Consider the following 25275-nt stretch of genomic DNA (forward strand, 5'->3'; position numbering starts at 1 on the left):
ATCCGCCGCTGTTCCTGGGACCACGCCCGGTGCCGTTCGGCAAGTGCCCGGTTGTAGACGTAGCGGACACAGCCGAACGTTTTCGCGAGGTTCTCCCTCTGGTCGGGGGTCGGGTAGAAACGGTAGCGGTACGCCCGCTTCACCACCCGACTTCCCACACCTGGCAGAATACACGATTCCTCGGTCATTCTGGCAGCCGAGTTGACGCGCTGACCCCGCCCTGAAGGACGGGGCCCGCGCGCTACGTTTCCCGGTCACCGGGGAGGCGCCGCCGCTGCGGCGGCTGGCCCGGTTGGCCCATGACGTCGGCGCCCGGCTGTTCGTCGACGCGGCGCAGCTCGCCCCGCACCGGCGTATCGACATGGCCGCCCTCGGCATCGACTACCTGGCCTTCTCCGGTCACAAGCTGTACGCGCCGTTCGGCGCCGGGGTCCTGGTCGGACGGGCCGACTGGCTGGACGCGGCCCCGCCGTACCTGGCCGGTGGCGGCGCGGTACGTGAGGTCGGCGCGGCCTCGGTCGACTGGGCCACCGGACCAGCCCGACACGAGGCCGGCACGCCGAACCTCGCCGGCGCCACCGCGATCGCCGCCGCCTGCCGCACCCTCGCCGAGATCACCCCCGAGGTGTGGCACGACCACGAGTCGGCGCTGCGCGACCGGCTGCTGCGGGGACTCGCCGCCCTGGACCAGGGTGCGCCGGGCCGGGTCGTCGTCCACCGCATCTGGCCCGAGGACCGCGCCTCCGAGGACGGGGGCTCCGACGGGGGCCGCGCGCAGGGGGTGGGAGTGGTGGCGTTCTCCCTGCCGGGGCACGATCCGGGGTTGGTCTCGGCGTATCTGTCGGCCGAACACGGGATCGGGGTGCGGGCCGGACGGTTCTGCGCGCATCCGCTGCTGGCCCGGCTCGGGGCACCGGGTGGGGCGCTGCGGGCGAGCATCGGGGTCGGCACGACGTCGGCGCATGTCGACCGGCTGCTCGTCGCGCTCGAGGACTACCTGCGCGCCGGTCCGCGGCTGTCCTACCACCAGCGCGACGGTGGCTGGCAGCCGGTGCGGGACGAGCGCCGCCTGCCCGCCTGGGCCGAGCAGTACGCCCAGGTCCCGGGCCAGTCCGCCGGGCAGGTGGGTGCCGCCCTGGCACCCTGCGGGACCTGAGGCTTTACCGCGGGCTCATCGGGGTGAAACCGTCCGTCGACGGCACGGCCGGACAGTGACGGCGTGCCACACACCGGGGGATTCACCGGGGCCAGTTGGAGCGACGCGGTCGCCCGCTGTCCCAAGTCGATGCTGCACGGACCGTGTGCGGGAGTGGGAGCGGACGGTGACTGCGAGGTGCCCGGCGTGGGCGCCTGCTCCTTCCTGGCCGCGCTCGACAGCTGGCCCTATCCCCCTCCCCCGGTGGAGGCGACGGGACCGGCGGGGGCCGATGACCAGGTGTGGGATGTGGGTGAGCTGACGGAGGTCGCGGCGCGCAGGCCGGTGATCGTCGCCGATCTGCCCGCCGCGGCGCTGTCCGCCGACAGCCTGCTCGACACCGCGGAGATCCTCGCCCCGGCCGTGGACGCCTGCCTGCTCGGCGATCACGGTGGGGCGCGGGTCCAGTTCCCGCCGTCCTACCGGTCGGGGTTGCTCACCCGGCGTGGGATAGCCGTCTGGGTCGGGGTGAACTGCCGGGACCGTAACCGGGTGGCACTCGCCGGTGAGGTCGCCGCCTGCCTGGACGCCGGGGTCACCGGGGTGCACTGCGTCACCGGTGATCATCCGGCGTTGGGGCATCGCGACGACGCCCCCGGCGTGTTCGATCTGGACAGTCTGGATGTCGTCGCGCTCGCACGGGGGCACGGCGCGCATGTCTCCGTCGCGCACGCGCCGGCCGCACCACCCACCGCCCACCGGCTGTCCCGCCTGATGGCCAAGATCGACGCCGGGGCGGACACGGTGTTCGTGGACCACTGCGGTGGGCCCGGACCGGTCGGCGAGGCGGTGGCGGGGCTGCGCGCCACCGGTTTCACCGGGCTGGTACTGGCCTGCGTGCCGGTCGTGACCAGCGCGGCGACCGCCGCCGTCGTCGCCTCGTTCGCCGGCCCCCGACTGCCCGCCGGCTTCCTGGACGCCATCGTGAACGCCCCCGATCCGACCGCGGCGGGGATCACGGCGACCGCCCGGCTCGCGACCCGGATGCTGGCGCTGCCGGGCGTCGACGGCGTCAACCTGTCCGGCGGCGCGCAGCCCGGCCACGAAAGAGCCGCGGCCCAGGCCACCGCCGCCATCGCCAACCGCGTCTTCGCGGACGCCCGCCGCCCCACCTGATGGAGAGCAACCTTTAACAGGTTTCGGCAGGCGTTTTACAGGATCTCCATCGAATGGAAACCGTACGTAGATGGTCGCGCCGGAGGGTGTTGGCGTGCTGAACATCGGACGCGTGCGGCAGGCCACGACCTGTGGCGACGCACCCCGATGGACCTCCGCACAGGACGGCAGGTCATGACCTGGCTACGAAGCGCCACGACCACGGACGGCCGCCTGATCGACGTCGAACTCCGAGATGGGTTCATCCGCCAGGTCGTCGCCGTGGACGACCGCCGCTCGCGCGGCAACGGGGCGGCGACCGGCGACGAGGTGGATCTGCGCGGGCAGGTGCTGCTGCCGTCCTTCGTGGAACCGCACGCCCACCTGGACAAGGCGCTGACCGCGACGGTGGCCCGTAACGTCACCGGTGATCTCGCCGGAGCGATCACCGCGATGCAGACCCTGCTGGCAGCGATGACGGTCGCCGACGTCGTCGCCCGCGCCGAGGCGGCGCTGCGGATCGGCCTGGCGGCGGGCACGACCCATGTGCGCACCCACGTCAACGTCGGTGAGCTCGCCGGGATGCGGGCCCTGGAAGCCCTCGTCGACGTGCGGGAACGCTGGCGTGGGCTGGTCGAGCTGCAACTCGTCGCGCTGGTGTCCCATCCACTGTCCGGTCAGCCGGGCCGGGATCTGCGCCGCGCCCTCGCCGAGGGTGCGGATGTGGCCGGCGGCTGCCCGCATCTCGATCCCGAGCCCGCGCGGGCCGTCGCGATCTGCCTGGACGCGGCCGGTGAGGCCGGTCGCCCGATCGACCTGCACACCGACGAGACCCTCGACCCGCGCCTGCTCACCCTGGCCACCCTCGCGGATCTGGTCATCCGCACCGGGTTCACCCCGGGCGCGGCGGCGAGTCACTGCGTGAGCCTGTCCATGCAGCCGCCGGACGTGCAGGCACGGGTGAGCGAACAGGTCGCGGCCGCCGGTATCGGTGTCGTCACACTGCCGCAGACCAACCTCTACCTGCAGGGACGCGCCCAGCCGGTGGGCACCCCACGTGGGCTGACGGCGATCGGCCCGCTGCACCGCGCCGGGGTGACCGTCGCCGCCGGCGGGGACAACCTGCGTGATCCCTTCAACCCCGTCGGCCGCGGCGATGCCCTGGAAACGGCGTCGCTGCTGGTCACCGCCGGCCATCTCGACCCGCTCGCGGCGCTGGACGCCGTGACCGCCGCGCCCCGACGGGTACTCGGCCTGCCCGCGGTCACGCTCACCGCGGGCAGTCCCGCGGACCTGGTCGCCCTGCCGGGACCAACCGCTTTGGACGCGCTGGCCGCGGCGGGCCCGGCCCGAACCGTCTGGCGCGCCGGTCGTATCGTCGCCCGCACCCACGTCCACACTGATCTCGCTGCCGTCCCTGCTGTCCCAGCCGTCTCTGCCATCCCAGCCCCGCACCCGCTCTCGCGACCGTGGGAGGCCGCTCTGTGACGCCGACCGACACCACCACCGGCACCTCCACCGACACGTCCACCGGCGCTGCCGCCAGCACGGGATCAGACGGGCCCGCCGACCCTGGAACAGGCACGCGCGCGGGCACGGGCGGTGACGCGTCGGCTGGCCCCGGCCCGTCCAACGGCACGCACCCCTCGCCCGGCAGCGCGCCCACCGTCGGCAGCGGCGGCGAATCCGCCGGCGGTGTGGAACCCGCCGGTGACGGGGCTGCGCGGACAGCACCGGCGCTGCGGTTCACCGGGGTGAGCAAGCGGTTCCGCGACGGCACGGTGGCGCTGGTCGACACCGATCTCACCGTTCATCCGGGTGAGTTCGTCTCGATCGTCGGGCCGTCCGGATGCGGTAAGAGCACGTTGTTGCGCCTGGCCAGCGGCCTGGACGCGGTCACCGACGGCACGATGGACGTCGCCTCCCGCAACGTGGGCTACGTCTTCCAGGACGCGACGCTGCTGCCGTGGCGAACGGTGCGGGCCAATGTCGGGCTGCTCGCCGAACTCGAACATCTCTCCCGGGCCGAACGCGCCCGGCGGGTCGCCGAGGCGATCAGCCTGGTCGGACTGGACGGTTTCGAGAGACATCTGCCGCATGAACTGTCCGGCGGGATGCGGATGCGGGCGTCGCTGGCCCGGTCGCTGGTCCTCGACCCGTCCATCTTCCTGTTCGACGAGCCGTTCGGCGCCCTCGACGAGATGACCCGGGAACGACTCAACGACGAACTGCTGCGGATGTTCGTGCTGCGCCGTTTCGCCGCCCTGTTCATCACCCATTCGGTCGCCGAGGCGGTGTTCCTGTCCACCCGGGTGGTGGTGATGAGCGGACGTCCGGGGCGGGTGAAGGCGGACGTGCCGGTGCCCTTCGGCTATCCGCGTGCCCCCGAGCTGCGCTACTCCCCCGAGTTCGCGGCGCTGTGCGGCCAGGTCTCGGCCCACCTCAGGAGCGAGTGATCATCATGGCCGCCTCCACCGCCGCCCCGGCCGGCACCACCACCTCGGATGCCGTGGCCGCCCCGAGCACCACCCGCACCCCCACCGGCACCGGCGCCGGTGGTGCGTCGGTCACCGATCCGGGCGGGATCGCGCCGTCCGGTGCCCCGCCGACCCCTGGCCGCGGCGGGTCGTCCCGCGGGCGGGCCGGGCTGGTCAGCCTGGTCGTGCTGCCGGCGGCGGTGTTCGCGGTGTTCGTCGGCATCTGGTACTGGGTGTCCGACGGTGTGCTCAACGAGCAGCAGCGGTTCATGCTGCCACCGCCGCACGAGGTGGTCCGGATCGGTTTTCTGGACTGGACGAACTTCACCTCGATGATGAGCGCGCTGAAACTGACCTGCGAGGTCACCTTCGCGGGTCTGGCGATCTCGATGGTGCTCGGTGTCGCGGTCGCGATCGCGATGAGCCAGGCCCGCTGGATCGAGCACTCGCTCTATCCGTGGGCGGTGGTGGTGCAGACGGTGCCGATTCTCGCCCTCACGCCGGTCCTGAGATTCTTCTTCGGTTTCGCGCTGACCAGCCGCATCATCGTCTGCATCATCATCTCCTTCTTTCCGATCGTCTCGAACACGCTCTTCGGTCTGCAGTCGGTCGATCGGAGCATGCACGAGCTGTTCAGCCTGCATCACACCAACCGGTGGACCCGGCTGTGGAAACTGCAGCTGCCGGCGGCGCTACCGTCCATGTTCAACGGGTTTCGCAACGCCGCCGGGCTGTCGGTGATCGGCGCGATCGTCGGTGAGTTCTACTTCAAGCAGGGCGATCCCGGGCTCGGGACGAACCTGTCGGTGTTCACCTCCCGGCTGGAGGGTGAACGGCTGTGGGCGACCACGCTCACCGCGAGCCTGCTCGGCGTCGCCGTGTTCGTCTTCTTCGGCTGGCTGGCCCGCCGCGTCGTCGGCCGCTGGTATCAGCCCGACCGTGGCTGACCCACCGCATCCCATCGGCCCGCCACATCCTGCCGAACCGCCGCATTCCTTTCCGCCCGACCGGACAGACCGGCCGGGACGTCCACACAGCACGGGGAGTACCACCTTGATCAGATCTCGGCGACGGCCCGCCCGGCTCGTCGCGGCGACGGCAGCCGCGACCGCGCTCGCTCTCACCGCCGCCGCGTGCAGCAGCGGTGGCAGCGACGGCGACAGCGCGTCGACCAGCGCGTCCACCGGCGCCTCGGGGACGGTGCCGGCCCAGTACGACCTGGCGGCGGCGGGCTGCCCGTCGACGATCGTGTTGCAGACCGACTGGAACCCCGAAGCCGAACACGGCGGCCAGTACCAGCTGCTCGGACCCGACCCGAAGATCAACGCCGGGGCGAAGTCGGTCAGCGGTGACCTGGTCGCGCACGGCGGGGTGAAGACCGGGGTGAAGCTGGAGATCCGCGCCGGCGGGCCCGCGGTCGGCTACGAGACGGTCACCTCGCAGCTGTACAAGGATTCCGACATCACCCTGGGCTATGTGAGCACCGACGAGCAGATCGCGCTGTCGAAGACCCAGCCGACCGTCGCCCTGCTCGCCGGCCTGGAGAAGAGCCCGCAGGTCATCCAGTGGTCGCCGGACAGGCATCCGGACTGGAAGACCATCGCCGACATCGGCAGGACCGACGCCAAGGTGCTGTACTTCCAGGGCGGTGCCTACATGGACTACTTCACCGGGTCCGGCATCCTGAAGAAAAGCCAGATCGACGGCAGCTACGACGGCACCCCGACCACGTTCGTCGCCTCCGGCGGCACCGACGCCGTGCAGGGTTTCGCCACCTCCGAGCCGTACACCTGGTCACATGAGGTGCGTTCCTGGAACAAGCCGCTGAAGTACCAGCTGATCGCGGACGCGGGCTTCAACTTCTACCAGCAGGCCATCGGTGTGCGTAAGGACAAGCTCGCCGCCCTGAAGCCCTGCCTGACCAAGCTCATCCCGATCATGCAGCAGGGCATCGTCGACTTCGCGGCGAGCCCCGACGCGACGAACAAGCTGATCCTGAACCTGGTCGACAGGTACAACAACGGCTGGGTCTACACCGAGGGTGTCGCCCAGTACGCGGTGACCACGATGAAATCCCTCGGCATCATCTCCAACGGTGCGAACAGCACCCTCGGCGACTTCGACAACGCCCGCCTGCAGAAGCTCATCGAGATCCTCGACCCGATCTACAAGGCGCAGAACAAGCCGATCGCGGCCAGTCTGAAGCCGTCCGATCTGGCCGACGGCAGCTTCGTCGACCCGAAGATCAGCCTGGGTTCCTGACCCCGTAGCGGACACGACCGGAAGGCGGAGCGCCACGATGTCGGACTCGACCCTCGCGGCATCGCGGGGTGGTCTCGACGGTGGGGCCGGGCGGCGTGCGCTGCCCGGCTTCGACCGGGCCCGCCTCCCCACCGACGTCACCCCCCTGGACCCGGCTGTGCTCGACGCGCTCGCCGCCGAGCTCACCGCCCGGTGCGGCGCCGACACGGTGCGCCGCGACGAGGCGTCCCGGCGGTCGGCGTCCGCCGACTGGGCGCACATGAGTCCCGTGCTCACCCCGCTGCTACCCGGTGGGGTCGCCGACCTGGTCGTGCGGCCCGCCGACGCAGGCGGGATCGCCGCCGCCGTCGGGGCCGCGCACCGCCACCGGGTTCCGGTGACCGTGCGCGGTCAGGGCACCGGCAACTACGGCCAGGGCATCCCGCTGCACGGCGGACTGGTCCTGGACACCTCCGCCGCCAGCCGCATCCTCGGCGTCGAGGACGGCTGGCTCACCGCCGAAGCCGGCGCCTCGTTCGTCCTGATGGAGAAGGCGGCCGCGGCCACCGGGCAGGAACTCGCGATCCTGCCGTCCACCGTGGGCAGCACGATCGGCGGTTTCATCGCCGGCGGTTCGGGCGGCACCGGCAGCATCGCCAACGGCGCCATCTGGGACGGCTACCTGCGCAGCCTGCTCGTCGTCCCGTGCACCGACGACGCGACGCCGGTGGCCGTGCCCTACCCGGAGAACACCGTGCACGCGCACGGTTTCGGCGTGTGCGGCGTGCTGGCCACCGCCACGGTGGCCCTGCGCCCGGCCCGCCGCTGGACGGGCCTGTTCACCTCGTTCCCCACCCTGTCCGGCGCGGTGGCCGCCGGGGAGGACCTGTTCGAGCTGACCCCCACCCCACGGCTGCTGTCCCTGGACGAGGCCGGCATCGTCGCCACCTACCGTCCCCTCGACGACGCGCTACCCCCCGACCGGGTGAGCCTGCGCGGCATCGTCACCGACGACAGCGTCGACGCCGCCACCGACGTGATCCGCCGCCACGGCGGACGGGTCGACGCGGTGCGCCCCAAAGGACCCGCGCACATCGCGTCGCTGTCCTACAACCACACCACCTACCGTGTGCGCAAACTGCGCCCCGAACTCACCCACCTGCAGTGCATGGGCCCGGGCCTGACCCGGCGCCGCGACGAGGTCGCCACGCTCGCCCCCGAATCCCTCCTCCACCTGGAGGGGTTCCGCACCGACCACGGCCGCGACTGGGTGAGCATGCTGTTCCTGCGCTACGACGGCCCCGACGACCTGTACGCCCGGATGGAACGCCTCGCCGACGTCGAGGTCCACGTCGACGACCCGCACACCTGGGAACTGCACCACGGCCGCCTCGACGCCGTCCGCGCCGCCGCCGCCCGCTTCGACCCCGACGGCCTGCTCAACCCCGGCAAACTCCCACCGCCGCGCCCCTGACCACCGCCTTCGGACAAACGCCGATGGGCGTCGCCGGATAGTCGGCATGGGCGGGTCTGCCGCGCTGTGTGCCGGTGGCACACTGATCGGGTGGCAGGCGGGGGCAGCGCACATGACATGACCGGTTCCGCTGTGGGCTGGGATTTTTTCGTCTCGTACACGGCGGCAGACCGCGAGTGGGCGGAGTGGATTTCCTGGCAGCTCGAAGACGCCGACTACCGCGTCCTCGTCCAGGCCTGGGACTTCGTCGCCGGCTCCAACTGGCAGATCCGCATGCAACAAGGCGTCCAACACGCCCGGCGCACCATCGCCGTGCTCTCCCACGCCTACCTGACCTCGATCTACGGACAGGCGGAATGGCAGGCCGCGCAGGCCGCCGACCCCCACGGCTTCGAACGCAAACTCGTATCCGTACGCGTGGAGGACTGCCCGCGACCGGGCCTGCTCGGCGCCGTCGTCTCCATCGATCTGTTCCACCACGACGCCGACAAAGCCAGCCGGCACCTGCTCGACCACGTCCGCCACGCCCTCACCGGACGGGCCAAACCCACCACCCCACCCGGCTTCCCCGTACGCCGACTCACGACGCCCAGTCACGAACCAGCGTTCCCCACCGGCACTGATGCCGTCCCGCACGACCGCCAGGGCCTTGAGAACGTACTCGATCAACAACGCCGGACTCTCGGCCCCGACCATCCCGACACCCTCACCACCGCCGGCAACCTCGGGGTCAGCCTGATCGGGCTGGGTGAGCACAGCGCGGCACGCACCCTGCTCGAAGACACCCACACCCGCCAACGCGCCACCCTCGGCCCCGACCACCCCGACACCCTGGCCACCGCCAGTTGGCTCAAGCGGACCTTGAACCAACTCGAAAAACTGCCCTCTGAGCCGCGGCGGTCGCACAGAAGGCAAAGGGCATCGGATGGCCAGTGAGACTGGCATATCTGCGCAGTAGCGCTCTCGTACGCCTCGTCGAGCAAGAAGACCTGCGGTCTCGCGAATCACCGGCAGTCCAACCAGGTCGGCATCGCCATGAGCGACCAGTTCCTCGACGCCGCCCTTCGAGACGATTACCTCGCCCACGACGTCGTGACCGCCCAAGCTGGCACGGCTCTCGCCACGACCTTCAGGTCTCAACTGACCAGCGATCTGCCATCGTCCGGGCTGGTGGAGTGTCGTTGCGGCGCCGCCACGGCCTGGCGGGTCACCATCGGCCAGGTGGGCAGCTGGTGGCGCGACGACCTCGGACGTGTGGTGTCCGCGCTGGTCGCGCTGCTGTCAGCCATGACCTTCGCGGTCATCGGCGCACCCGCCTCCGCACCCGTGACCGCCTCCGTTTCCGCGTCCGTCCTGGCCTCGGCGGGCGCGGGGGTGTTCGGGGTGCCGTTCGAGGTGTTTTCGGGTCATGGGCCGGGGTCGGTGGCGTTGGACGACCTGCGTGGTGACGGTCGGACCGACATCATCACGGTCAATCTCGGCGACGCGACCGTCGCGGTGCTGCTCGCCGAGGGGCATGGCGCGTTCGGGCCCCCACAGCTCTATCCCACCGGGCCTGGCCCGTCCGGGCTGGCCACCGGGGACCTCAACGGCGACGGCGCGGTGGATCTGGCCGTGTCCAACCAGTACAACGCCACGGTGACGGTGCTGCTCGGGCGTGGGGACGGGACGTTCGGCGTGCCGGTGGCCTACCCGACCGGATCAGGCCCGTCCGGAGTGGTCATCGGCGACCTGACCGGGCGGGGGACGGCTGACCTGGCTGTCTCCGATCAGTTCGACGGGACGGTGGCCGTCCTGCTGGGCCGGGGTGATGGCACGTTCGGGCCGCCACGGCTCCTGCCGGCCGGGCCAGGGCCGTCCGCGCTGGCGGTGGACCGTCTCAACGACGACGACTGGTCCGATCTGGCGGTGACCAATGTCGCGGACGGCACGGTCGTCGTGCTCGCCGGTGCCGGCGACGGTCGGTTCGGGGCGCCGCGGCCCTACCTGACAGGGCCGGGGCCGTCCTCGGTGAGCACCGGGGACGTCACCGGGGACGCGCGGGCCGACCTGTTGGTGACCAACGCCGGCGATGCCACGGTGAGCGTCCTGCCGGCTACCGGCCATGGCACGTTCGGGGCAGGGTGGTCCTATCCGACCGGCCCCGGACCGTCCTCGGTGACCCTGGGTGATGTCACTGGGGATGGGGTGGATGACCTCGCTGTCGCCAATGCCGGCAACGCCACCGTCTCGGTTCTGGTGGGTCGGGGCGACAGCAGCTTCGCGCCGCAGCGGATCTACTCGGCGGGGCCCGCGCCGGCCTCGCTGGCGGAGGGCGATCTGACCGGTCGCGGTGGCACCGATCTGGCCGTCGCGAACGGCCGCGGCAGCACCGTCTCCATCCTCACGGCCGGGGTGGGTGTGGGGCAGCGGCGCCCGAGCTGTGACGCACACCCCGGATCACCGGATATCGCCTGGTAGTGGGCGTTTGGCCGATACTCTGGCCGCGCCATCCGCATTGTGCGGATGCACCATCCAGCGGTGTGCCTCCGGTCCGGCGGCCGCGACATGGGCGCGTGGTTCTGTTTCGCGCGCCCGTCAACGCGGAGGAAGACGTCGATGAGTTGTACTGCCAGCCGGTCCGGGGCGCGGGCACAGGGTGCGAGCGGGAGGTCACCGAGACCACGGCGGGGGCGGGGACGGCGGCGCGGCGCGCTGGTGGCGGCGGCGCTGACGGGGGTCATGGCACTGGTGGCCGCCGGCTGCGGCGGGTCGACCGACGGTGCGAGCGCCGGTGCGCAGGCCAGCCCGTCCACCTCGGCGACACCACACACGGTGACCGACTCGACGGGTGCGGCGGTGCGGGTCCCCGGGGTGGTCAACCGGATCGCCGACTCGTGGCCGGCGCACAACGAGGTCGTCCAGATGCTCGGCGGCGGTGACAGAATCGTCGCGACGGTGCTGACGCCGGCCTCGGTACCGTGGCTCTACACGATCAGCCCGAAGATCCGCCAGGCGAAGACCGTGTTCACCACGACGACGGCGAACACCGAGGAACTGCTGAAGACCCGTCCCGACGTGTTGTTCAACAACGCGGGCACCCAGGTCGGCTCGAAGACGTCCCAGGTGGGCATTCCCACCCTGCAACTGAGCTTCCAGACCTTCGACGGGTTGAAGAAGGTCGTCAACACCACCGCGGATGTTCTCGGACCCGAGGCGAAGGCCCAGGCCGCGCGCTACAACACCTATCTGGACGGCAAACTCGCCGCCGTCCGGGCGAAGACGACGCCGATCGCGGCCGACCAGCGGCCCAAGGTGCTGCACATCTACTCACTGAACCCGCTGGTCGTCGACGGCACCAACAGCATCATCGACGAGTGGATCACCGCCGCCGGTGGTCGTAACGCCGCCGAGGTCAAGGGCAACGCCCGGCAGGTGACCAAGGAGGCCGTCGCCAGCTGGAATCCGGACGTCATCATTCTGGCCAGCAGCGCGTTCACCGGTAACGACACCGGCGCGCAGACCCTGGAGAAACTGACCACGGACCCGTTCTGGAGCAACCAGCCGGCCGTGCGCAACCACAAGGCGTACATCAACCCGACCGGCGGCTGGCACTGGGACCGTTACGGCATCGAGGAGGCCCTGCAGATCCAGTGGGCGGCGAAGACCCTGCACCCCGAACTGTTCACCGATCTCGACATCGTCGCGGAGACAAAGTCCTTCTTCCGCGACTTCCTGCATTTCACGCTGACCGATGACCAGGCCACCCGCATCGTCAACGCCCAGGACCCCGCGTAGGCAGCACCGCCGGTGCTGGTGTCAGGGCGGTTCGCTACGCCCCGACACCAGCACCATCCACTCCGATGTCAGCGTCGGCGTCGGCATCAACGGCGGCGTCAGCGCCGGCGCCGGCGTCAGCGGCAGTCTTGGCGGTGCCGCTGGTCTCGGTCACCTCGTCGGCACCGCCGCTCTCCCAGCCGGCGCCGGGCGCGGCGGAACCCGCGGGGATCACCCCGATGGCGAGCCCGGCCAGGGCCGCCGACAGCAGGAACCCGGCCGTGTAGTCGGTGGCGCCGACCAGCCATCCGACCGCTGCCGGTGCCAGCGATCCGACCACGTTCTGCCCGGTGTTCTGCACCCCCAGCGCCCGGCCCGCCCACAGCGGCCCGGCCCGCTCCGCGATGGCGGTGAAGGACAGGCCGTTGGTGCTCGCCGTCAGCCCGCAGGCCGCCACCAGCAACAGATCACTCACCGCGGACGGACGTAGCGCCGCCAGCCCCAACGCCACGAGCAGCACCCCCGTGGCCGCGGCCAGCTGGCGCATCGGCCGCAGCCGACTGCCGACCCGGTCCGACCACACGCCCGTGCCGATCCGGCTCGCCGCCCCCAGCGCCTGCCCCAGCGCCATCACCTGCCCGGCGGACGTGGCCGACCAGCCCCGCACGTCCACCAGGAACAGCAGGCCGAAGGCGCTGATGGTGAACTGCGGCCACACCAGCAGCGCGCTCGCGCCGTGGATGCGCCACAGCACCGCCCCACGGTAGGGGTTCACCGGCCGTCCACCGCCCGGGCCCGCGGCCGCGCCCACCGGACGCGGCGGGTCGACGACCAGCAGCCCCGCCGTGACGGCGACCGCCGCCATCATCGCGGCGAGCACGAGCACCGTGGTCCGCAGCCCGAACCGTTCGGCCAACGGCGGCACCAGCAGCGCGGCGATGCCCATCCCCAGCGGCGTCGAGATCTGCCGGACCCCCATCGCCAGACCGCGCTCACGGCGGGAGAACCAGCCCATCACCACCCGTCCGCTGGCCGCGAACACCGACGCGCCCGCCGCCCCCGCCAGCACGAACACCACCCCGAGCGCTACCGCCCCGTGGGTGAACCGCACCCCGCACAACAGCAGCGCCGACAGCAGCAGCCCCCCGCCGAGCACCAGCCGCTCGCCGTAGCGGTCGGCCAGCGCACCCCACCCGACCAGCGCCAGGACCAGCCCCAGCGTGGGGGCACCGACGACCAGCCCGGCCTGGGCCAGCGACAGCCGCTCACCGCCGCGCAACTGCGGCACCAGATACGGGACGCCATAGACGAAGGCACACGCCACCGTCTGCGACCCGGTTCCCAGCACCAGCATCAGCCAGCGCCGCCGCCCCGGATCCGATGGCCACGGCCCCGGCCCCGGCCGCTCCGACTGGCCCGGCTCCGACTGGCCCGAACCGCGTGCCATGCCGCGCCCCACGGCCACCACCTTCTCACATTATGAGATTCACCATCCCCTATCTGAGACGATAGCCGCACCGGACGGCGTGGCACCCGCCGATTCACCGTGCTGTGATCCGTCGAACCACCTCCACCTCCACTCCCGCTCCCACCCCCCGACACGACAGCACCGCGCCCAATGTCACGCTCCGCGACGGCCGCGACGGGGGTCGCGGATGTGCCAGGTGAAAACGGGTCGTAGTGGGGGCGTTCGTGTCCGATATGCCCCCCACGGCGACCCGTTTAGGTGGATCCTGGGCTGGGGCTGGTAGCGGGGTGTGGTGGCGGGGGATGTTGGGGCAGAGGCGGGAAGGGGTGGCCACGCGTGGTGGACGCGGCCCCGGGTCGGGTCAGCCGGTGGGGGTGGGGGCGGGGGCAGCGGTGAGCAGGGTGTCGCGGAGCTCGTCCAGCGCGGTGGGGGTGGCGCCGTGGGCGAGCAGGAAGGAGCGGACGTCACCGTGGCGGTCGCGGATGCGCGCAAGGGTCGCGACGATCAGCTCCGGCGGGCAGGTCAGGAGTTCGGCCGGTACCGGCTTGCCGTTCGGCGCGGTCGACAGTGCCTCGGCGATCTCGCCGACCAGGTAGCGCGCGGTCAGCGCGTAGTCGGCGGCGATGGTCTCGTCCGGTACCCCGAGCAGCGCCAGCGTCAGGGCGATCACCATGCCGGTGCGGTCCTTGCCGGCGCTGCAGTGCACGACGGCGGGTAGCGCGTCAGGTGCGGCCAGGGCGAGCACCGCGGCGGTCAGGCGCTCCCCGCGCTCGTCGACGGCGAAGGTGTAGAGCTTCTCCAGCGTGAGGGGGGTGTCATCGTCGACGAGTGCCTTCAGCGCGGAGACGGCACCGGCCGCGACCGCCTCGCCCGCGGTGTCCACCCGAGGGTGCACGGCCGCGCCGGGCCCGGCGAACCCGGCGGAACCGGCGGGTTCGGCTTCGGTCGTCGCGGCGGTGCTGGGAAGCACCGCGGCGTAGACGGGGATGTGCGCGATGGTGACCGGCATCGGGCCGAGCATGTCGGGCTCATGCTGGAACTCGGAGAGTTCCCGCAGGTCGACGACGGTGCGCAGGCCGATCTCGGTGAAGGCGGTGTGGGCCGGCTCGCCGAGGCGGTGCATCGCCCCGCAGCGCAGCAGCATCCGCCAGCGCACCGTCCGGCCGTCGACGGTGCGGTAGCCGCCGACATCACGCAGGTTGATCGCCCCTGGCAGCTCCAGCACCCGCGCCGGATCCCCGCTGACGACCGGGGCGGCACCGGGATCCGCCGCGGCTGCTTCGACGGTGTCACCGGACACGTTGTTCGGGATCACGCTGGTTCCTCCACGGATCGTCGCGTTGACTGCGGAAAGTCCTTTCCCCCATCCTCGCTACCGGGCCGAGGCTCCTGCCCGGTGAACCACGCACAGCCCGGCGATGAACAGCGACCGTTACCAGGTCAGCAGGTCAGCAGGTCAGCAGGTCAGCAGGTCAGCAGGGCGGCAGGGCGGGCGGTCAGCCGGTCACCAGGTCAGCCGGTCGGGGCGCCGGGCGAGGATGACCGCGGCGGTGTTGCGTCCGCTGGCGCCCCAGACGCCGGCGCCGGGGAACGTGCCGGCGCCGGTGAGGTACAGGCCGGCGACGGGGGTGCGGTAGCGGCTGAGTTCACGCTGGCGGCCGAGCAGTGCGGCGACGGCGCCGCCGGGGAACGACGGGGCGTAGCCGCGGGCCATCGTGAACTCGCGTTCGTAGTCCGGTGGGGTCATCACCCGCCAGTCCCGCACCGCGGCGAGTAGCCCCGGGTCACCGAGCGAGGCCAGGCGGCGCAGCCATGACCAGGGACGGGACTGGTCATCCCAGCCGCCCGCGACCTGGTAGGGCGTCCACAGCACCTCGAGGCTGAGCAGGTGGGTGTCCGAGGTCGGGCGCAGGGTCGGGTCGAGCACCGAGGGGACGTTCAGCAGGAGCATCGGCGGGTCACTGACCCTGCCCGCGTGGCGTGCCGCGGCGGCGCTGACCTGCTCGGCGGGGGTGGGGCTGACCAGGACGGTCGGCACATGCCGGGTGTCGGCGGGCAGCACGTCGACCGGCAGCCGTTCCAGGGCGCGCAGTCCCGGCAGGGCGGAACTGACCGCGTCCAGCTTCGATTCGTAGCCGTCGGCGGCGGGGACGGCGGCCCAGCGGGCGCGCAGGCGGGCGGCGGCGGGCACACCGTCGAGCCAGTCGACGAGCACGGTCCGCGGGTCGGTGGCGGTGACCACGGTGGGTGCCCGCACCGAACGTCCGTCGGCCAGACGCACACCGCGAACCCTGCCATCGCGGATCTGCACCCCGGCGACCCGCGCACCGGTGATCAGCTGGGCACCGTGCTGGCGGGCGCAGGCGGCAAGCGCCGCCGGCAGGGCACCGCTGCCCCCGGCCGGACGGGCGACGCCGATGAGGTGACGCAGGGCGAAACCGAGCGCGCCGAGGCCGCTGCCGGGCGCGTCGGGGGCGAGCCCCCAGACCGCGGGACCGTTGGTGTGGGCGGCGGCGATCAGCCACGGCGGCAGGCCGAACGACCCCAGCACGTCCTGCAGGCTCGCGCGGGCCCAGGCGAGCACGGTCGCCGAACCCCGCAGGCGGCGCCGGCCCGCGCTCGCGGCGATCGCCAGGCTGGACGGCCGGGACTGCTGCACCGCCTGGACCAGCCGGGCGGCGGGCAGGGCCACGTCGAGGTAGCGCCGGTAGGCGGCCGCGGCCGCCGGGTCCGTTCGGGCCAGGCCGTCCATGGTCCGTTCGATGGAACGCCAGTGGACGAACACCGGCTCGTCGCCCCAGCCCATCGCGATACCCATCGGGTCGACGTCGAGGTAGCGCAGCCCGTAGGCGCCGAGTTCCAGTTCCTCGACGATGCCGCTGGCCAGGACCATCGTGTGGTCGCAGTTGCAGATGTTGACCCGGGCGCCGATCGCGTCCACGGTCGACGCGCAGCCGCCGACCTCGTCGCGGGCCTCCAGGAGCACGACCCGCCGGCCCGCCCGGGCCAGGTAGGCCGCGCAGGCCAGCCCGTTGTGACCACCACCGACCACCACGACGTCCGCCACCGCCGGCAGGGCGTCACCACCGAAGTCCCGTCGATGCTCCGTGGCCGGCCGTAGCTCCAGCATCTGCGTCACCGGGACGGCCCGGACGGACCAGCGGAAGGGGCTGGGCCAGCGGAAGGGGCTGGGCCAGCGGAGGAGGCCGGGTCGGACCGTCCGGATGGGCCAGGGGTGCTGCCCGGGCGGGGACGGGGGCGGGGGTCGAAGCGGGCGATCTCGGCGAAGGACTCGCCCGCGGTGGCGAGCATGGCCGTGTAGAGCGCCTCGCCGCGTTCGGCGGTGGCGCCGGTGGGATCGCCGATCGTGCCGTCGGTACCGAAGTCGTCGGACAGCCAGCCGAACGACACCGCACCGCCGAACCGGACCCGCTGGTAGTCGGCGATCTGCTCGGGAACGCTGCGCACGGCCAGGTCGAGCCGGACCAGTTCCGGTCGCAGGTGCAGCAGCAGCGACGTCTCGTCGATGCCGGCGTGGATGCCCATGCCGCGTTCGGCCGCGGGCGAGGTGCCGCCGTGGTCGGCGGGCAGCGACGGGTGCATGACGAAGGTCCGCAGCCCGTGGGCGAGGCGGATGTCACGGGCTGCGACCTGGAGCAGCGCGCTGTTGCCGCCGTGGCCGTTGAGGAACACCAGCCGGCGCAGCGGCGTGGTCGCCAGGCACCGGGCCAGATCGTCCAGGACGGCGAGCAGGGTCGTCGCGGACAGCCACATCGTGCCCGGTGACCACGCGTGCTCGTTGGACTTCGAGTAGCCCAGTGCCGGTAGCTGCCACAGGTCCAGGGCGTCCCCGAAGGCGTCCATGCTGTCGCGCACCAGCGAGTGCGCGATGATCAGGTCGGTGTTGACCGGCAGATGCGGACCGTGCTGCTCGATCGACCCGATCGGCAGGACGGCGACCGCGTCCGGCGACAGTCCGGCGACCTCGGGGCCGCGCAGCTCGCCGAAGTGACGGCTCATCGGAACACCTCGCGGCTCTGGTCCGAGTGGGTCATGGCACGGGCACGGTCGCCGGTCCCGGTACCGATGCGGGCCCGGGGACGTGGGTGGGCAGCAGCGGGACGACCTCGCGGGCGAACCGTTCCAGCTGTGCGCGCACCCGGGGGTAGGGGTCACCGGGCATCCCGGGGAAGATCACCAGATCGGTGAGGCCGAGCAGGTCGTCGAGCTCGGCGATGTGCGCGGCGACGTCGTGGGCGGTGCCGACCGCCCACGGGCCCTGCGCCATCGAGTCCTCCAGGGTGGGGACGAACGTGCCGCTGGCGGGGCGGCCGTCGGGGCCGAGGTAGCCGCGTCCCCAGCCGTAGGGGGCGAGGAAACGCCAGAACTCGTCGTGGCCGGGTCGCACGGTGGCCATCGCCGCGGCGCGGGTGTCGTCCACGGCGACGTTGAGGACCAGCATCCGGCGTTCACCGCGGGCGAGGGTGCGGCCGTGCGCCGCGGCGAAGGTGTCGGCGAAAGCATCCCAGTCGGCGGCGAGGCGCCGCTTCTCCTTCAACCAGAACACACCACCGAGGCCACGGGTCGGCACCGCGCGCAGCGTCGGCGGGCTGGTGACGGCCTGCCACGTCTCGTACGGATGGCGCGGCCGGGGGACGAGGGTCAGCTCGCGGGTCTGGCCGCCACGGTCGGGGATGCCCGGTGGCGGCAGCTGGAAGTGCTCGCCGGCGTACCGGAACCGTTCACGGGTGAGCGCGAGGTGCAGGATGTCGAGGCTCTCCTCGGTGATCGCCCGGTTGCGCGCGTCGGCGGCGGCCGCGGACGGGTTGTCGTAGGAGCCGACGGACACCGCGCCCGCGGTCAGCGGCAGCATCTCCCGGGGCACCGTGCCGCGGCCGACACCGAGGATGCCCCGCCCCCCGGACAGGTTGTGCAGGACGGCGAAGTCCTCGGCCAGCCGCAGCGGATGCCACTGGCCGACGACGTTGAACATGGTGCCGATCCGGATCCGGCTGGTCCGCGCGGCCAGGAAAGCCCCGAACAGCAGCCCGTTGGGCACCACCTCATAACCCTCGTGCTGAAAATGGTGTTCGGTCAGCCAGAAACTGTCATAGCCGAGTTTCTCGGCGAACTCGCCACAGGCCAGAAGTTCATGCTGAGCGTGGTCGAACGCCGCCTGTTCGTAACGGCGTTCGGTGGGTTCGGTGCCGCCAGGTCCGGCGTCGGTCATCTCGACTCCACCGAACAGGAACACGCCGATCCGCACCCGGGCACCTCCGCATGTTGATAGGATCAACACGCTCGTCCGGCGCCGTGACGCCACCGTCAGGTCCAGATTTCGCCCAGGCAAAACCTGGCCGCCACGGCGGTTCGTCGATCGATTTCCGCAGAATCCGCGCCGGGCTGGCCAGCCGTGCGGTGGCGGCTCGCTTCGCCCCGCTCACAGCACCTCACGCGGAGGACCGATGACGGACGCCGACCGACCCAACCTGTTCGACGCGGACAATCACTACTGGGAACCGAGCGATGCCTTCACCCGCTATCGCGATCCGGCATACGCCGATCGCGGCGTGCAGTTAGCGATGGTCGATGACCGACTGCGGTATGTCGTCCACGGTGAGTTGCATCCCTGGATTCCCGGCCCGGGTGACGTGAATCCGCGGCCACGACCTGGGGCGTTGTTCGACTACTTCGCGGGCCGGGGCACCAGGAACGAGGTGGCGGCCAGCCTGACCGCGGAGAACCCGGCCGAGCACCCGGAGTGGTTCGACCGGGACGCCCGACTGAAGGTCATGGACGCCCAGGGCCTCGACGCCTGCTGGATGTTCCCCTCCCAGGGGGTGTGCATGGAAGGTCCGATGCAACCCGACATCGACGCGGCGGTGTCGATTCTGCGGTCGTTCAACCGGTGGCTTGACGACGACTGGGGTTTCGCCTACCAGAACCGGATCTTCAGCGCCCCGTACATGACCCTCTCGGACATCGACGCCGCCGTCGCCGAACTCGACTGGAGTCTCGACCGGGGTGCCAGAATCGTCGCGCTGCGACCGGGTCCGGTCTTCACCGTGGACGGTCTTCGCTCACCCGCCGATCCGGCCTTCGATCCGTTCTGGGCACGTGTCGCCGAGTCCGGTGTCGTCGTCGCCGTGCACGGCGGTTTCGAGGACGGTCATCACGAGGTCGAGGACGCGATTGCCCGCACCTGGGGTTACCGTAGCCGGCGACGCGAGGGCGCGGTCAGTTCACTTGCCTATTACGAGCCTTTCGTGGACGCGCTCATTCACGATCGCCGCACCCACGACTTCCTCGCCGCGCTGATCACACATGGCCTGTTCGAACGCCATCCCGGCGCACGTGTCGCGAGCATCGAGAACGGTGCCACCTGGGTGCCCGGGCTGCGCCGCGTTCTCCTCAGACTGCACACGCAGAACCCTGGAATGTTCCGCCGGCATCCGATCGACCAGCTCGACGAGAACGTCTGGATCGCGCCCTTCGTCGAGGACGACGTGGCGGAACTCGCCCGGCACATGCCCGTGGAGCGCATCCTGTTCGGCTCCGACTGGCCGCACGCGGAGGGCTTCGCCGAACCGAACCAGTTCCTCGCCTGCCTGACCGGTTTCTCGGCGGAGGAGCAGAGAAAGATCATCCATGGCAACGCCGCCGCGTTGACCTTCGCCACCGCGCGCTGACCTCACGGACGCGCACTGATCTCGCGGGCGCGCACTGACTCTCGCGGGCGCGCCCTCAGTGGTTCTGCCGGACGACGACGAGGCGGACCTGGTCGTCGTCGTCCAGCGCACGCCAACGGTGTCGGCCGGGCCAGGCCGCGTTCGAGCTGGCCCAGGAACGGGTGGCTCAGACCCGCGCGGACGCCGGTCAGGTGGCGCCAGGACGGCCGAACGCGACCGCCGCGTCGAGCAGCAGCCGGTCCGCGCCGGGCGGGCCGACGATCGCCGCGCCGACCGGCGCCGCTCGGCCTGGGCCGCCCGACTCGCGGCCGCTGGGCTCGGTCGGCACGACGCAGCTTGGCAGCCCGTAGGCGCTTGCCACCACGGTGGCGCGAAGCGTCGCCCGTCGCCAGGCCTCGGTGTCGTCCCGGCCCGCGTCCCGTGGATGCCCCGGGCCCCCCGCGGCGGGGCGCACCACCCACGTCGTCAGGCCGAGCCGGTCGAGCAGGCGGGCCCGGCCCTCGGCGATCCGGCGGGCGGCGGCCTGTTCGACGTCCGCGTCGATGGTCGCGCCGACGCGGAACCGGGCCGCCACCGTCTCCCCCAACGCCCCGGGATGCGCCCGAATCCAGCCGCCGCGCAGCCGCCACGCCTGCGCGGCCTGGACGACACGAAACGCCTCGAGCAGCCCGTCGACGTCGTCGTCCTCGCGTACCGGCCCGACCACCAGGTCCGCCCCGAGCACGTCGGCGAGCCGGGCTGCGACCGTGACCAGCCCCGCCGAGTCGACGACCAGCAGCTTCGTCGGTTTCGTCGGCTCCCCGTCCGGTGGCGGTCCGGACGGCAGCAGCACCTCACCGACGCCGCGCAGCACGTCGGCGTCGGCGGCGAGCCAGCCCACCGTGTCGAAGGACGGTGCCAGACCGAGCAGCCCGCCGGTGGGCACCAGGCCAGGGGTCGGACGCAGTCCGTACAACCCGCACACCGACGCGGGGACCCGCACGGACCCCGCGGTGTCCGTGCCAAGGCCGATGTCGGCCTGCCCGGCGGCGACGGCGGCCGCCGGCCCGCTGCTCGACCCGCCGGTCACCCGATCCGGAGCCGCCGGATTGGGGGGTGCGCCGTAGTGGACGTTCACGCCGCTGAGCCCGAAGGCCAACTCGTCCGTCTGGGCGATGCCGACGATCGACGCCCCGGCCGCCCGCAGCATCGCCACCGCGTCGGCGTCGCGCGGTTCGACCGGGGCCAGCGCCAGCCAGGTCGGATTGCCGGCGCCGACGCGGTAGCCGCCCACGGCGAACAGGTCCTTCACCGCCACCCGCAGCCCGGTGAGCGCCCCGTCGGCCACCGGCCCCACCAGCGGCTCCCCCCGCTCCCGCCAGACCGACGACATCCCGGTCCCGGCGGGAACACCGTCGGCGCTGCGGGCCGGGGCGGGATCCGTCGGGGTGACGCCGGCGGGGAGCGGACGCAGGATGCTGAAGTCGGCGAAGTCGTGGCGCAGGGCGGGACGGCGCAGCAGGTCGGTGCCGGGGCGCCCGGGGGCGCGTCCGGCGGCGACCTGGTCGAAGGCGTCCGCGGCGCGGCGCAGGAAGTCCGGGCCGACCCGGTAACGCAGGGTGTGCGCTGGGAAGATCTCGCGGATCGAGCCGGCCAGGCGCTGGTGCAGGGTGCGCAGGGTGGCGGCGAAGATCTCGATGGCGGCGTCGGGCTGGTGCACCCAGAAGTCGCCGGTGATGAGGGTGTCGCCGGCGAACAGCAGACCGGCACGCTCGTCGAACAGGCACAGCGAGTCCGGCGAATGGCCGGGGGTGTGCAGCACCGTCAGTTCGCGTCCACCGAGGTCCAGGCGTTGCCCGTCGGTCAGCGGGGCGGGTGTGGGGCCGGCGGGCACCGTCCAGGCGTCGGCGGCCGGGGGAACCGGGCGGGGGGTCGTCTCGGCGGTGAACTGGTGGAAGAAGCGTTCGTCGTCGGCGCGCCGACGGCGGTAGGCGGCGTACTGCTCACGGGCGACACCGAGGTAGGCGGCCAGCCGCTGCGGCGCGACGGCGCTGGTCACGGCAGGTGCGGCCGCGGGGTGGGCGGCGATGTCGTCGAACAGCCAGTTGCCGCCACGATGGTCGTCGTGCCCGTGCGAGTTGACGGCGAGAACCGGCCGGTCGGTCAGCGTGCGCGCGGCGGCGTGGATGTCGGCCAGGCCCAGGCCGGTGTCGACGAGCACGGCCCGCTCGTCGCCCTCGATCAGGAAGCAGTTGACATGGCCCGGTTCGGCGACGAGCCAGGTCCGCGCGGCCAACGGGCGCAGCGCGAACCAGTCCGCGACCGCCAGCGGCGGCGCGAGGGTGGCGGGGGTGGCGGGGGTGGCGTCCGACGTCACAGGGCGACGTCCGGAGATCCGGGTGAAGATCCGGATGGGAGTGCGGGGAGAGCCGCGGGAAGGGCGGTGAGGACGGCGCGGTCCTCGGCGTCGGTGCTGGCCCGCGGGCCGCGGCGCACGAGGGCGGCGAAACCGTCGTCCGGGCACATGAGGGTGAGGGCGTAGAGCCGGCCGGGACCGGTGTTGCGGATGTGGTGCAGCGAGGTCGGCGGCAGCACCAGGGTCGCCCCGGCGGCGACGGGAACCCGCGTGTCGTCACAGACCGCCAGGCCCGTCCCGCGCAGGAACACGAACAGTTCGGTGGAGATCGGATGGCTGTTCGGGGGCTGCGCGCCGGCGACGTCCCAGGCCTCGAGCAGCACCGTGACCGGGGAGATCTCCGGCCCGGCGAGCACCCCGAGGCGGACGCTGTCCCCCGCGCTGATGCGGCGCATCTCCAGGGCGTCCGGCCCGATCAGCACAGGTGGCACGGCGACCATCGGCTACCTCCCCCCATCGGACGTGGCGCCCCTGGCGTCCGAGGTCGGGCCGGCCGAGGTCAGGGCGGCGTCCGCTGTCAGGGCATCCACTGTCAGGGCGTCCACCAGGGGGGTGGAGTCGGCGACGAAACCGAAGCACTGGGCGACGTTGTAGACGGTCGCGTCATGGCAGAACTGGGGGGAGGTCGTCGCCGCGCAGTCCTCGAGCAGCACGACGTCGTAGCCCAGGCAGGCCGCGTCCGTCAGGGTCGCCAGCACGCACTGGTCGGAGTTGACCCCGCCGAACAGCACGGTGGTCACCGCGAGGTTGCGCAGCACCGCGTCCAGGGGGGTGTCGAAGAAGCCGCTCATCCGGTACTTGTCGACGCGCAGATCGGTGGCCGGCGGGGTGAGTTCGTCGACGATCGCCGCCGACCAGCTGCCCGCCTGCAGCGTGGGGCTGCCCCCCGGGCGCGCCGGGGCTCCCAGCCCGCCGCCGCTGCCGTCCGGATCGTAGACGTGGCGCACGCCCGGCGGGACGTTCGCGAGATCCGCCCGGTTGCCCCAGTTCAGCCAGATCACCGGCACGCCGGCCATCCGCAGCGGTGGCAGGACGCGGCGCAGCGCCTCGATCGGCCGGCGGGCTGGCGCGATGTCCACCCCGATCGAGGCGAGCCAGCCCGCCGGATGGCAGAAGTCGTTCTGCATGTCGACCACGACGAGCGCGCTGCGGGCGAGATCGAGAGTCACCCGCTGTGGACGGGCGTCGAGGGTGACCGGCCGCGGTGCGACGGGTTCACGGCGCAGATCGACGTGCCCCGCCGTCACCCCCCAGGAGTTCCGGGCGGCGCCCAGCCGGATGTTGACCACGCGAACATCCTGCGACCAGCCCTTTTCCCCCGCGTTGCCGCCCCGTTGCGCCCCGATGCCAACCTCCGGCGAACCCTGGCATGCTCAACTCCACCGCGGGTCGGGAGAGCCCGGCCGGCTCGCGACGATCAGCGCTCCGGTGCACCCTGACCAGGAATCGCTGTTTCGCGTATCACGTGATACGCGAAACAGCGATGTGCGCTAGCTTGGAAGAGGCTTGGCCGTCAACGCGGCCATGGTGACGGACATATGTTCGCGAGGAGGTGGTCGTCCGTGGAGCGAGTCGACGCCAACCACCTGCCCATCATCGAGATCGTCGATGATGAGCCGCCCGCCTGGTTCGTCGACGCCGCAAGGCGGGGTCTTGCGGACTACGCAGCCGGGCGGTACGTCACCTGCGACGCTGAGACATTTGACCGGCTTCTGACCGATGCGGCCCACCCGGAAGTCAGCTGACGCACCGACACCCTGAGAACACGGAGGGCGCCGGATGAGCTGACGGCCCGGGCCGCTACGGTGATCTCGTACCCACCTTTGACCCGGTCGCCTCATTCTGGGCAGACTGGCGTCGACTTCGCCCTGAGCAGAAGGCCGCCTTTCTACGAGCGCGCGACCTGTTTGTCAAAGGCCTGACAGAAGGGCAGTTTCACCCATCACTCAGAGTGAAGGGCTACCAGGCGATCCCCGGAGTGTTCGAGCTGACCTGGGCCGCGGACGGAAGAGCTCTTTGGACATACGGTAGGCAGCTTCCAGATCGGCCAGGCCCGCACATCGTCTGGCTACACGTTGGCACACATCAGATCTTCGGTTAGGAGCCAGTCCGATCTGTTTGTCTCGACATCGGACACGGTGGGGGGACGATGGGGCTGTAACGCCGGGGACATGAGGGTGTGGGAGGGTCTGCGGCCGTGATGCCGCAGCTGAGTGAGGTTCTGGCCGCCACCGCCCTGCGACACCGCGGGGTGGGCGTTCCCGCGGACGCGCCGTATGTTCCGGCGCGGGCGGACGAGGTGTGCTGGGGGCTGTTGCCGAACGCGGCGAGCCGTCCGGTGCTGCGGGTGCCGTCCGGGGCGGCGGTGCGTTTCGACACGATCATTGACATCCTCCCCGGCCTGAAGGCCGGGGATTCCTACCCTCGCGGGCAGGTTTTCCTGTTTCACTGACAGACGCCTCCCCACTGCTAGGAGTGGGGTGGT

Annotated in this window: 22 protein-coding genes; 13 read left to right on the forward strand and 9 right to left on the reverse strand. The window is 71.9% G+C overall.

The features are described from left to right. Nucleotides 1-188, reverse strand: a 188-nt coding sequence (locus MXD61_RS06335) for a helix-turn-helix domain-containing protein (protein WP_248811892.1), incomplete at its 3' end; no start/stop codon positions are given. 104 nt (nt 189-292) lie between these two features. On the opposite strand from MXD61_RS06335, the gene MXD61_RS06340 reads away from it, so the two are divergent. The 10 genes from MXD61_RS06340 to MXD61_RS06385 all read left to right on the forward strand — a co-directional run bounded on the left by MXD61_RS06340 (nt 293) and on the right by MXD61_RS06385 (nt 12259). Beyond that, nucleotides 293-1156, forward strand: coding sequence for an aminotransferase class V-fold PLP-dependent enzyme (locus MXD61_RS06340; RefSeq protein WP_248811893.1), 864 nt, complete (start codon nt 293-295; stop codon nt 1154-1156). Between the two features lie 63 nt (nt 1157-1219). Continuing rightward, entirely contained in the window at nt 1220-2311 is a 1092-nt protein-coding gene (locus MXD61_RS28365; RefSeq protein WP_248811894.1) for a methylenetetrahydrofolate reductase C-terminal domain-containing protein, read from the forward strand. A 174-nt stretch (nt 2312-2485) separates the two neighbouring features. Continuing rightward, nucleotides 2486-3778, forward strand: a complete 1293-nt coding sequence (locus MXD61_RS06350; RefSeq protein WP_248811895.1) for an amidohydrolase family protein — start codon at nt 2486-2488, stop codon at nt 3776-3778. 209 nt (nt 3779-3987) lie between these two features. Beyond that, nucleotides 3988-4746, forward strand: a complete 759-nt coding sequence (locus tag MXD61_RS06355; RefSeq protein WP_248811911.1) for an ABC transporter ATP-binding protein — start codon at nt 3988-3990, stop codon at nt 4744-4746. 5 nt (nt 4747-4751) lie between these two features. After that, nucleotides 4752-5714, forward strand: coding sequence for an ABC transporter permease (locus tag MXD61_RS06360; protein ID WP_248811896.1), 963 nt, complete (start codon nt 4752-4754; stop codon nt 5712-5714). Between the two features lie 106 nt (nt 5715-5820). Continuing rightward, nucleotides 5821-7029, forward strand: a complete 1209-nt coding sequence (locus MXD61_RS06365) for an ABC transporter substrate-binding protein (protein WP_248811897.1) — start codon at nt 5821-5823, stop codon at nt 7027-7029. Between the two features lie 37 nt (nt 7030-7066). Continuing rightward, nucleotides 7067-8482: an FAD-binding oxidoreductase gene (locus MXD61_RS06370; protein ID WP_248811898.1), complete on the forward strand. Its 1416-nt coding sequence runs from the start codon at nt 7067-7069 to the stop codon at nt 8480-8482. A gap of 117 nt (nt 8483-8599) precedes the next feature. Continuing rightward, complete coding sequence (locus MXD61_RS06375; protein WP_308222687.1) at nt 8600-9418, forward strand: TIR domain-containing protein; 819 nt, start codon at nt 8600-8602, stop codon at nt 9416-9418. A 99-nt stretch (nt 9419-9517) separates the two neighbouring features. Further along, nucleotides 9518-10942: a VCBS repeat-containing protein gene (locus MXD61_RS06380; RefSeq protein WP_248811899.1), complete on the forward strand. Its 1425-nt coding sequence runs from the start codon at nt 9518-9520 to the stop codon at nt 10940-10942. A gap of 261 nt (nt 10943-11203) precedes the next feature. Beyond that, nucleotides 11204-12259 carry an ABC transporter substrate-binding protein gene (locus MXD61_RS06385; RefSeq protein ID WP_248811900.1) on the forward strand — a complete coding sequence of 352 codons (1056 nt, stop codon included), beginning with the start codon at nt 11204-11206 and terminating at the stop codon, nt 12257-12259. A gap of 34 nt (nt 12260-12293) precedes the next feature. Here MXD61_RS06385 and MXD61_RS06390 read toward each other — a convergent pair whose 3' ends face one another. The 5 genes from MXD61_RS06390 to MXD61_RS06410 form a co-directional block, all read right to left on the reverse strand. After that, complete coding sequence (locus MXD61_RS06390; RefSeq protein ID WP_248811901.1) at nt 12294-13592, reverse strand: MFS transporter; 1299 nt, start codon at nt 13590-13592, stop codon at nt 12294-12296. 475 nt (nt 13593-14067) lie between these two features. Next, nucleotides 14068-15021 (reverse strand): tyrosine-protein phosphatase, encoded by a 954-nt coding sequence (locus MXD61_RS06395; protein WP_248811902.1) that lies wholly within the window; start codon nt 15019-15021, stop codon nt 14068-14070. A gap of 189 nt (nt 15022-15210) precedes the next feature. Further along, nucleotides 15211-16836, reverse strand: coding sequence for an NAD(P)/FAD-dependent oxidoreductase (locus tag MXD61_RS06400; protein ID WP_248811912.1), 1626 nt, complete (start codon nt 16834-16836; stop codon nt 15211-15213). A gap of 5 nt (nt 16837-16841) precedes the next feature. After that, nucleotides 16842-17726, reverse strand: a complete 885-nt coding sequence (locus MXD61_RS06405; protein ID WP_248811903.1) for a creatininase family protein — start codon at nt 17724-17726, stop codon at nt 16842-16844. 31 nt (nt 17727-17757) lie between these two features. Further along, complete coding sequence (locus MXD61_RS06410; protein WP_248811904.1) at nt 17758-18972, reverse strand: LLM class flavin-dependent oxidoreductase; 1215 nt, start codon at nt 18970-18972, stop codon at nt 17758-17760. A gap of 199 nt (nt 18973-19171) precedes the next feature. Here MXD61_RS06410 and MXD61_RS06415 point away from each other — a divergent pair, with 199 nt between their 5' ends. Then, nucleotides 19172-20395, forward strand: coding sequence for an amidohydrolase family protein (locus MXD61_RS06415; protein ID WP_248811905.1), 1224 nt, complete (start codon nt 19172-19174; stop codon nt 20393-20395). A 187-nt stretch (nt 20396-20582) separates the two neighbouring features. Here the strand turns inward: MXD61_RS06415 and MXD61_RS06420 are convergent, their stop codons facing one another. The 3 genes from MXD61_RS06420 to MXD61_RS06430 are packed head-to-tail and all read right to left on the reverse strand — an operon-like array spanning nt 20583 to nt 24079. Further along, on the reverse strand, nt 20583-22751 hold the full coding sequence (locus MXD61_RS06420; RefSeq protein WP_248811906.1) for an amidase family protein: 2169 nt from the start codon (nt 22749-22751) through the stop codon (nt 20583-20585). Further along, nucleotides 22748-23230, reverse strand: coding sequence for a cupin domain-containing protein (locus tag MXD61_RS06425; protein WP_248811907.1), 483 nt, complete (start codon nt 23228-23230; stop codon nt 22748-22750). The genes MXD61_RS06420 and MXD61_RS06425 overlap by 4 nt, the downstream gene beginning before the upstream one ends. Nucleotides 23231-23233: 3 nt before the next feature. Then, nucleotides 23234-24079, reverse strand: coding sequence for a cysteine hydrolase family protein (locus MXD61_RS06430; RefSeq protein WP_248811908.1), 846 nt, complete (start codon nt 24077-24079; stop codon nt 23234-23236). Nucleotides 24080-24352: 273 nt separating this feature from the next. On the opposite strand from MXD61_RS06430, the gene MXD61_RS06435 reads away from it, so the two are divergent. Together MXD61_RS06435 and MXD61_RS06440 are read left to right on the forward strand one after the other, a co-directional pair. Continuing rightward, nucleotides 24353-24535 (forward strand): hypothetical protein, encoded by a 183-nt coding sequence (locus MXD61_RS06435; protein ID WP_248811909.1) that lies wholly within the window; start codon nt 24353-24355, stop codon nt 24533-24535. Between the two features lie 452 nt (nt 24536-24987). Further along, nucleotides 24988-25242, forward strand: a complete 255-nt coding sequence (locus MXD61_RS06440; RefSeq protein WP_248811910.1) for a hypothetical protein — start codon at nt 24988-24990, stop codon at nt 25240-25242. Nucleotides 25243-25275 lie beyond the last annotated feature (33 nt).

The organism is Frankia sp. AgPm24, assembly GCF_023243055.1.
Classification (GTDB): Bacteria; Actinomycetota; Actinomycetes; order Frankiales; family Frankiaceae; genus Frankia; species Frankia umida.

What these genes read in the sequence shown, in the direction of transcription:
- MXD61_RS06350 (WP_248811895.1), top strand. Translation starts at nt 2,486, where the DNA reads ATGACCTGGCTACGAAGCGCCACGACCACGGACGGCCGCCTGATCGAC.
- MXD61_RS06360 (WP_248811896.1), top strand. Translation starts at nt 4,752, where the DNA reads ATGGCCGCCTCCACCGCCGCCCCGGCCGGCACCACCACCTCGGATGCC.
- MXD61_RS06370 (WP_248811898.1), top strand. Translation starts at nt 7,067, where the DNA reads ATGTCGGACTCGACCCTCGCGGCATCGCGGGGTGGTCTCGACGGTGGG.
- MXD61_RS06375 (WP_308222687.1), top strand. Translation starts at nt 8,600, where the DNA reads ATGACCGGTTCCGCTGTGGGCTGGGATTTTTTCGTCTCGTACACGGCG.
- MXD61_RS06380 (WP_248811899.1), top strand. Translation starts at nt 9,518, where the DNA reads ATGAGCGACCAGTTCCTCGACGCCGCCCTTCGAGACGATTACCTCGCC.
- MXD61_RS06385 (WP_248811900.1), top strand. Translation starts at nt 11,204, where the DNA reads ATGGCACTGGTGGCCGCCGGCTGCGGCGGGTCGACCGACGGTGCGAGC.
- MXD61_RS06390 (WP_248811901.1), bottom strand. Translation starts at nt 13,592, where the DNA reads ATGCTGGTGCTGGGAACCGGGTCGCAGACGGTGGCGTGTGCCTTCGTC.
- MXD61_RS06400 (WP_248811912.1), bottom strand. Translation starts at nt 16,836, where the DNA reads ATGCTGGAGCTACGGCCGGCCACGGAGCATCGACGGGACTTCGGTGGT.
- MXD61_RS06405 (WP_248811903.1), bottom strand. Translation starts at nt 17,726, where the DNA reads ATGAGCCGTCACTTCGGCGAGCTGCGCGGCCCCGAGGTCGCCGGACTG.
- MXD61_RS06415 (WP_248811905.1), top strand. Translation starts at nt 19,172, where the DNA reads ATGACGGACGCCGACCGACCCAACCTGTTCGACGCGGACAATCACTAC.
- MXD61_RS06425 (WP_248811907.1), bottom strand. Translation starts at nt 23,230, where the DNA reads ATGGTCGCCGTGCCACCTGTGCTGATCGGGCCGGACGCCCTGGAGATG.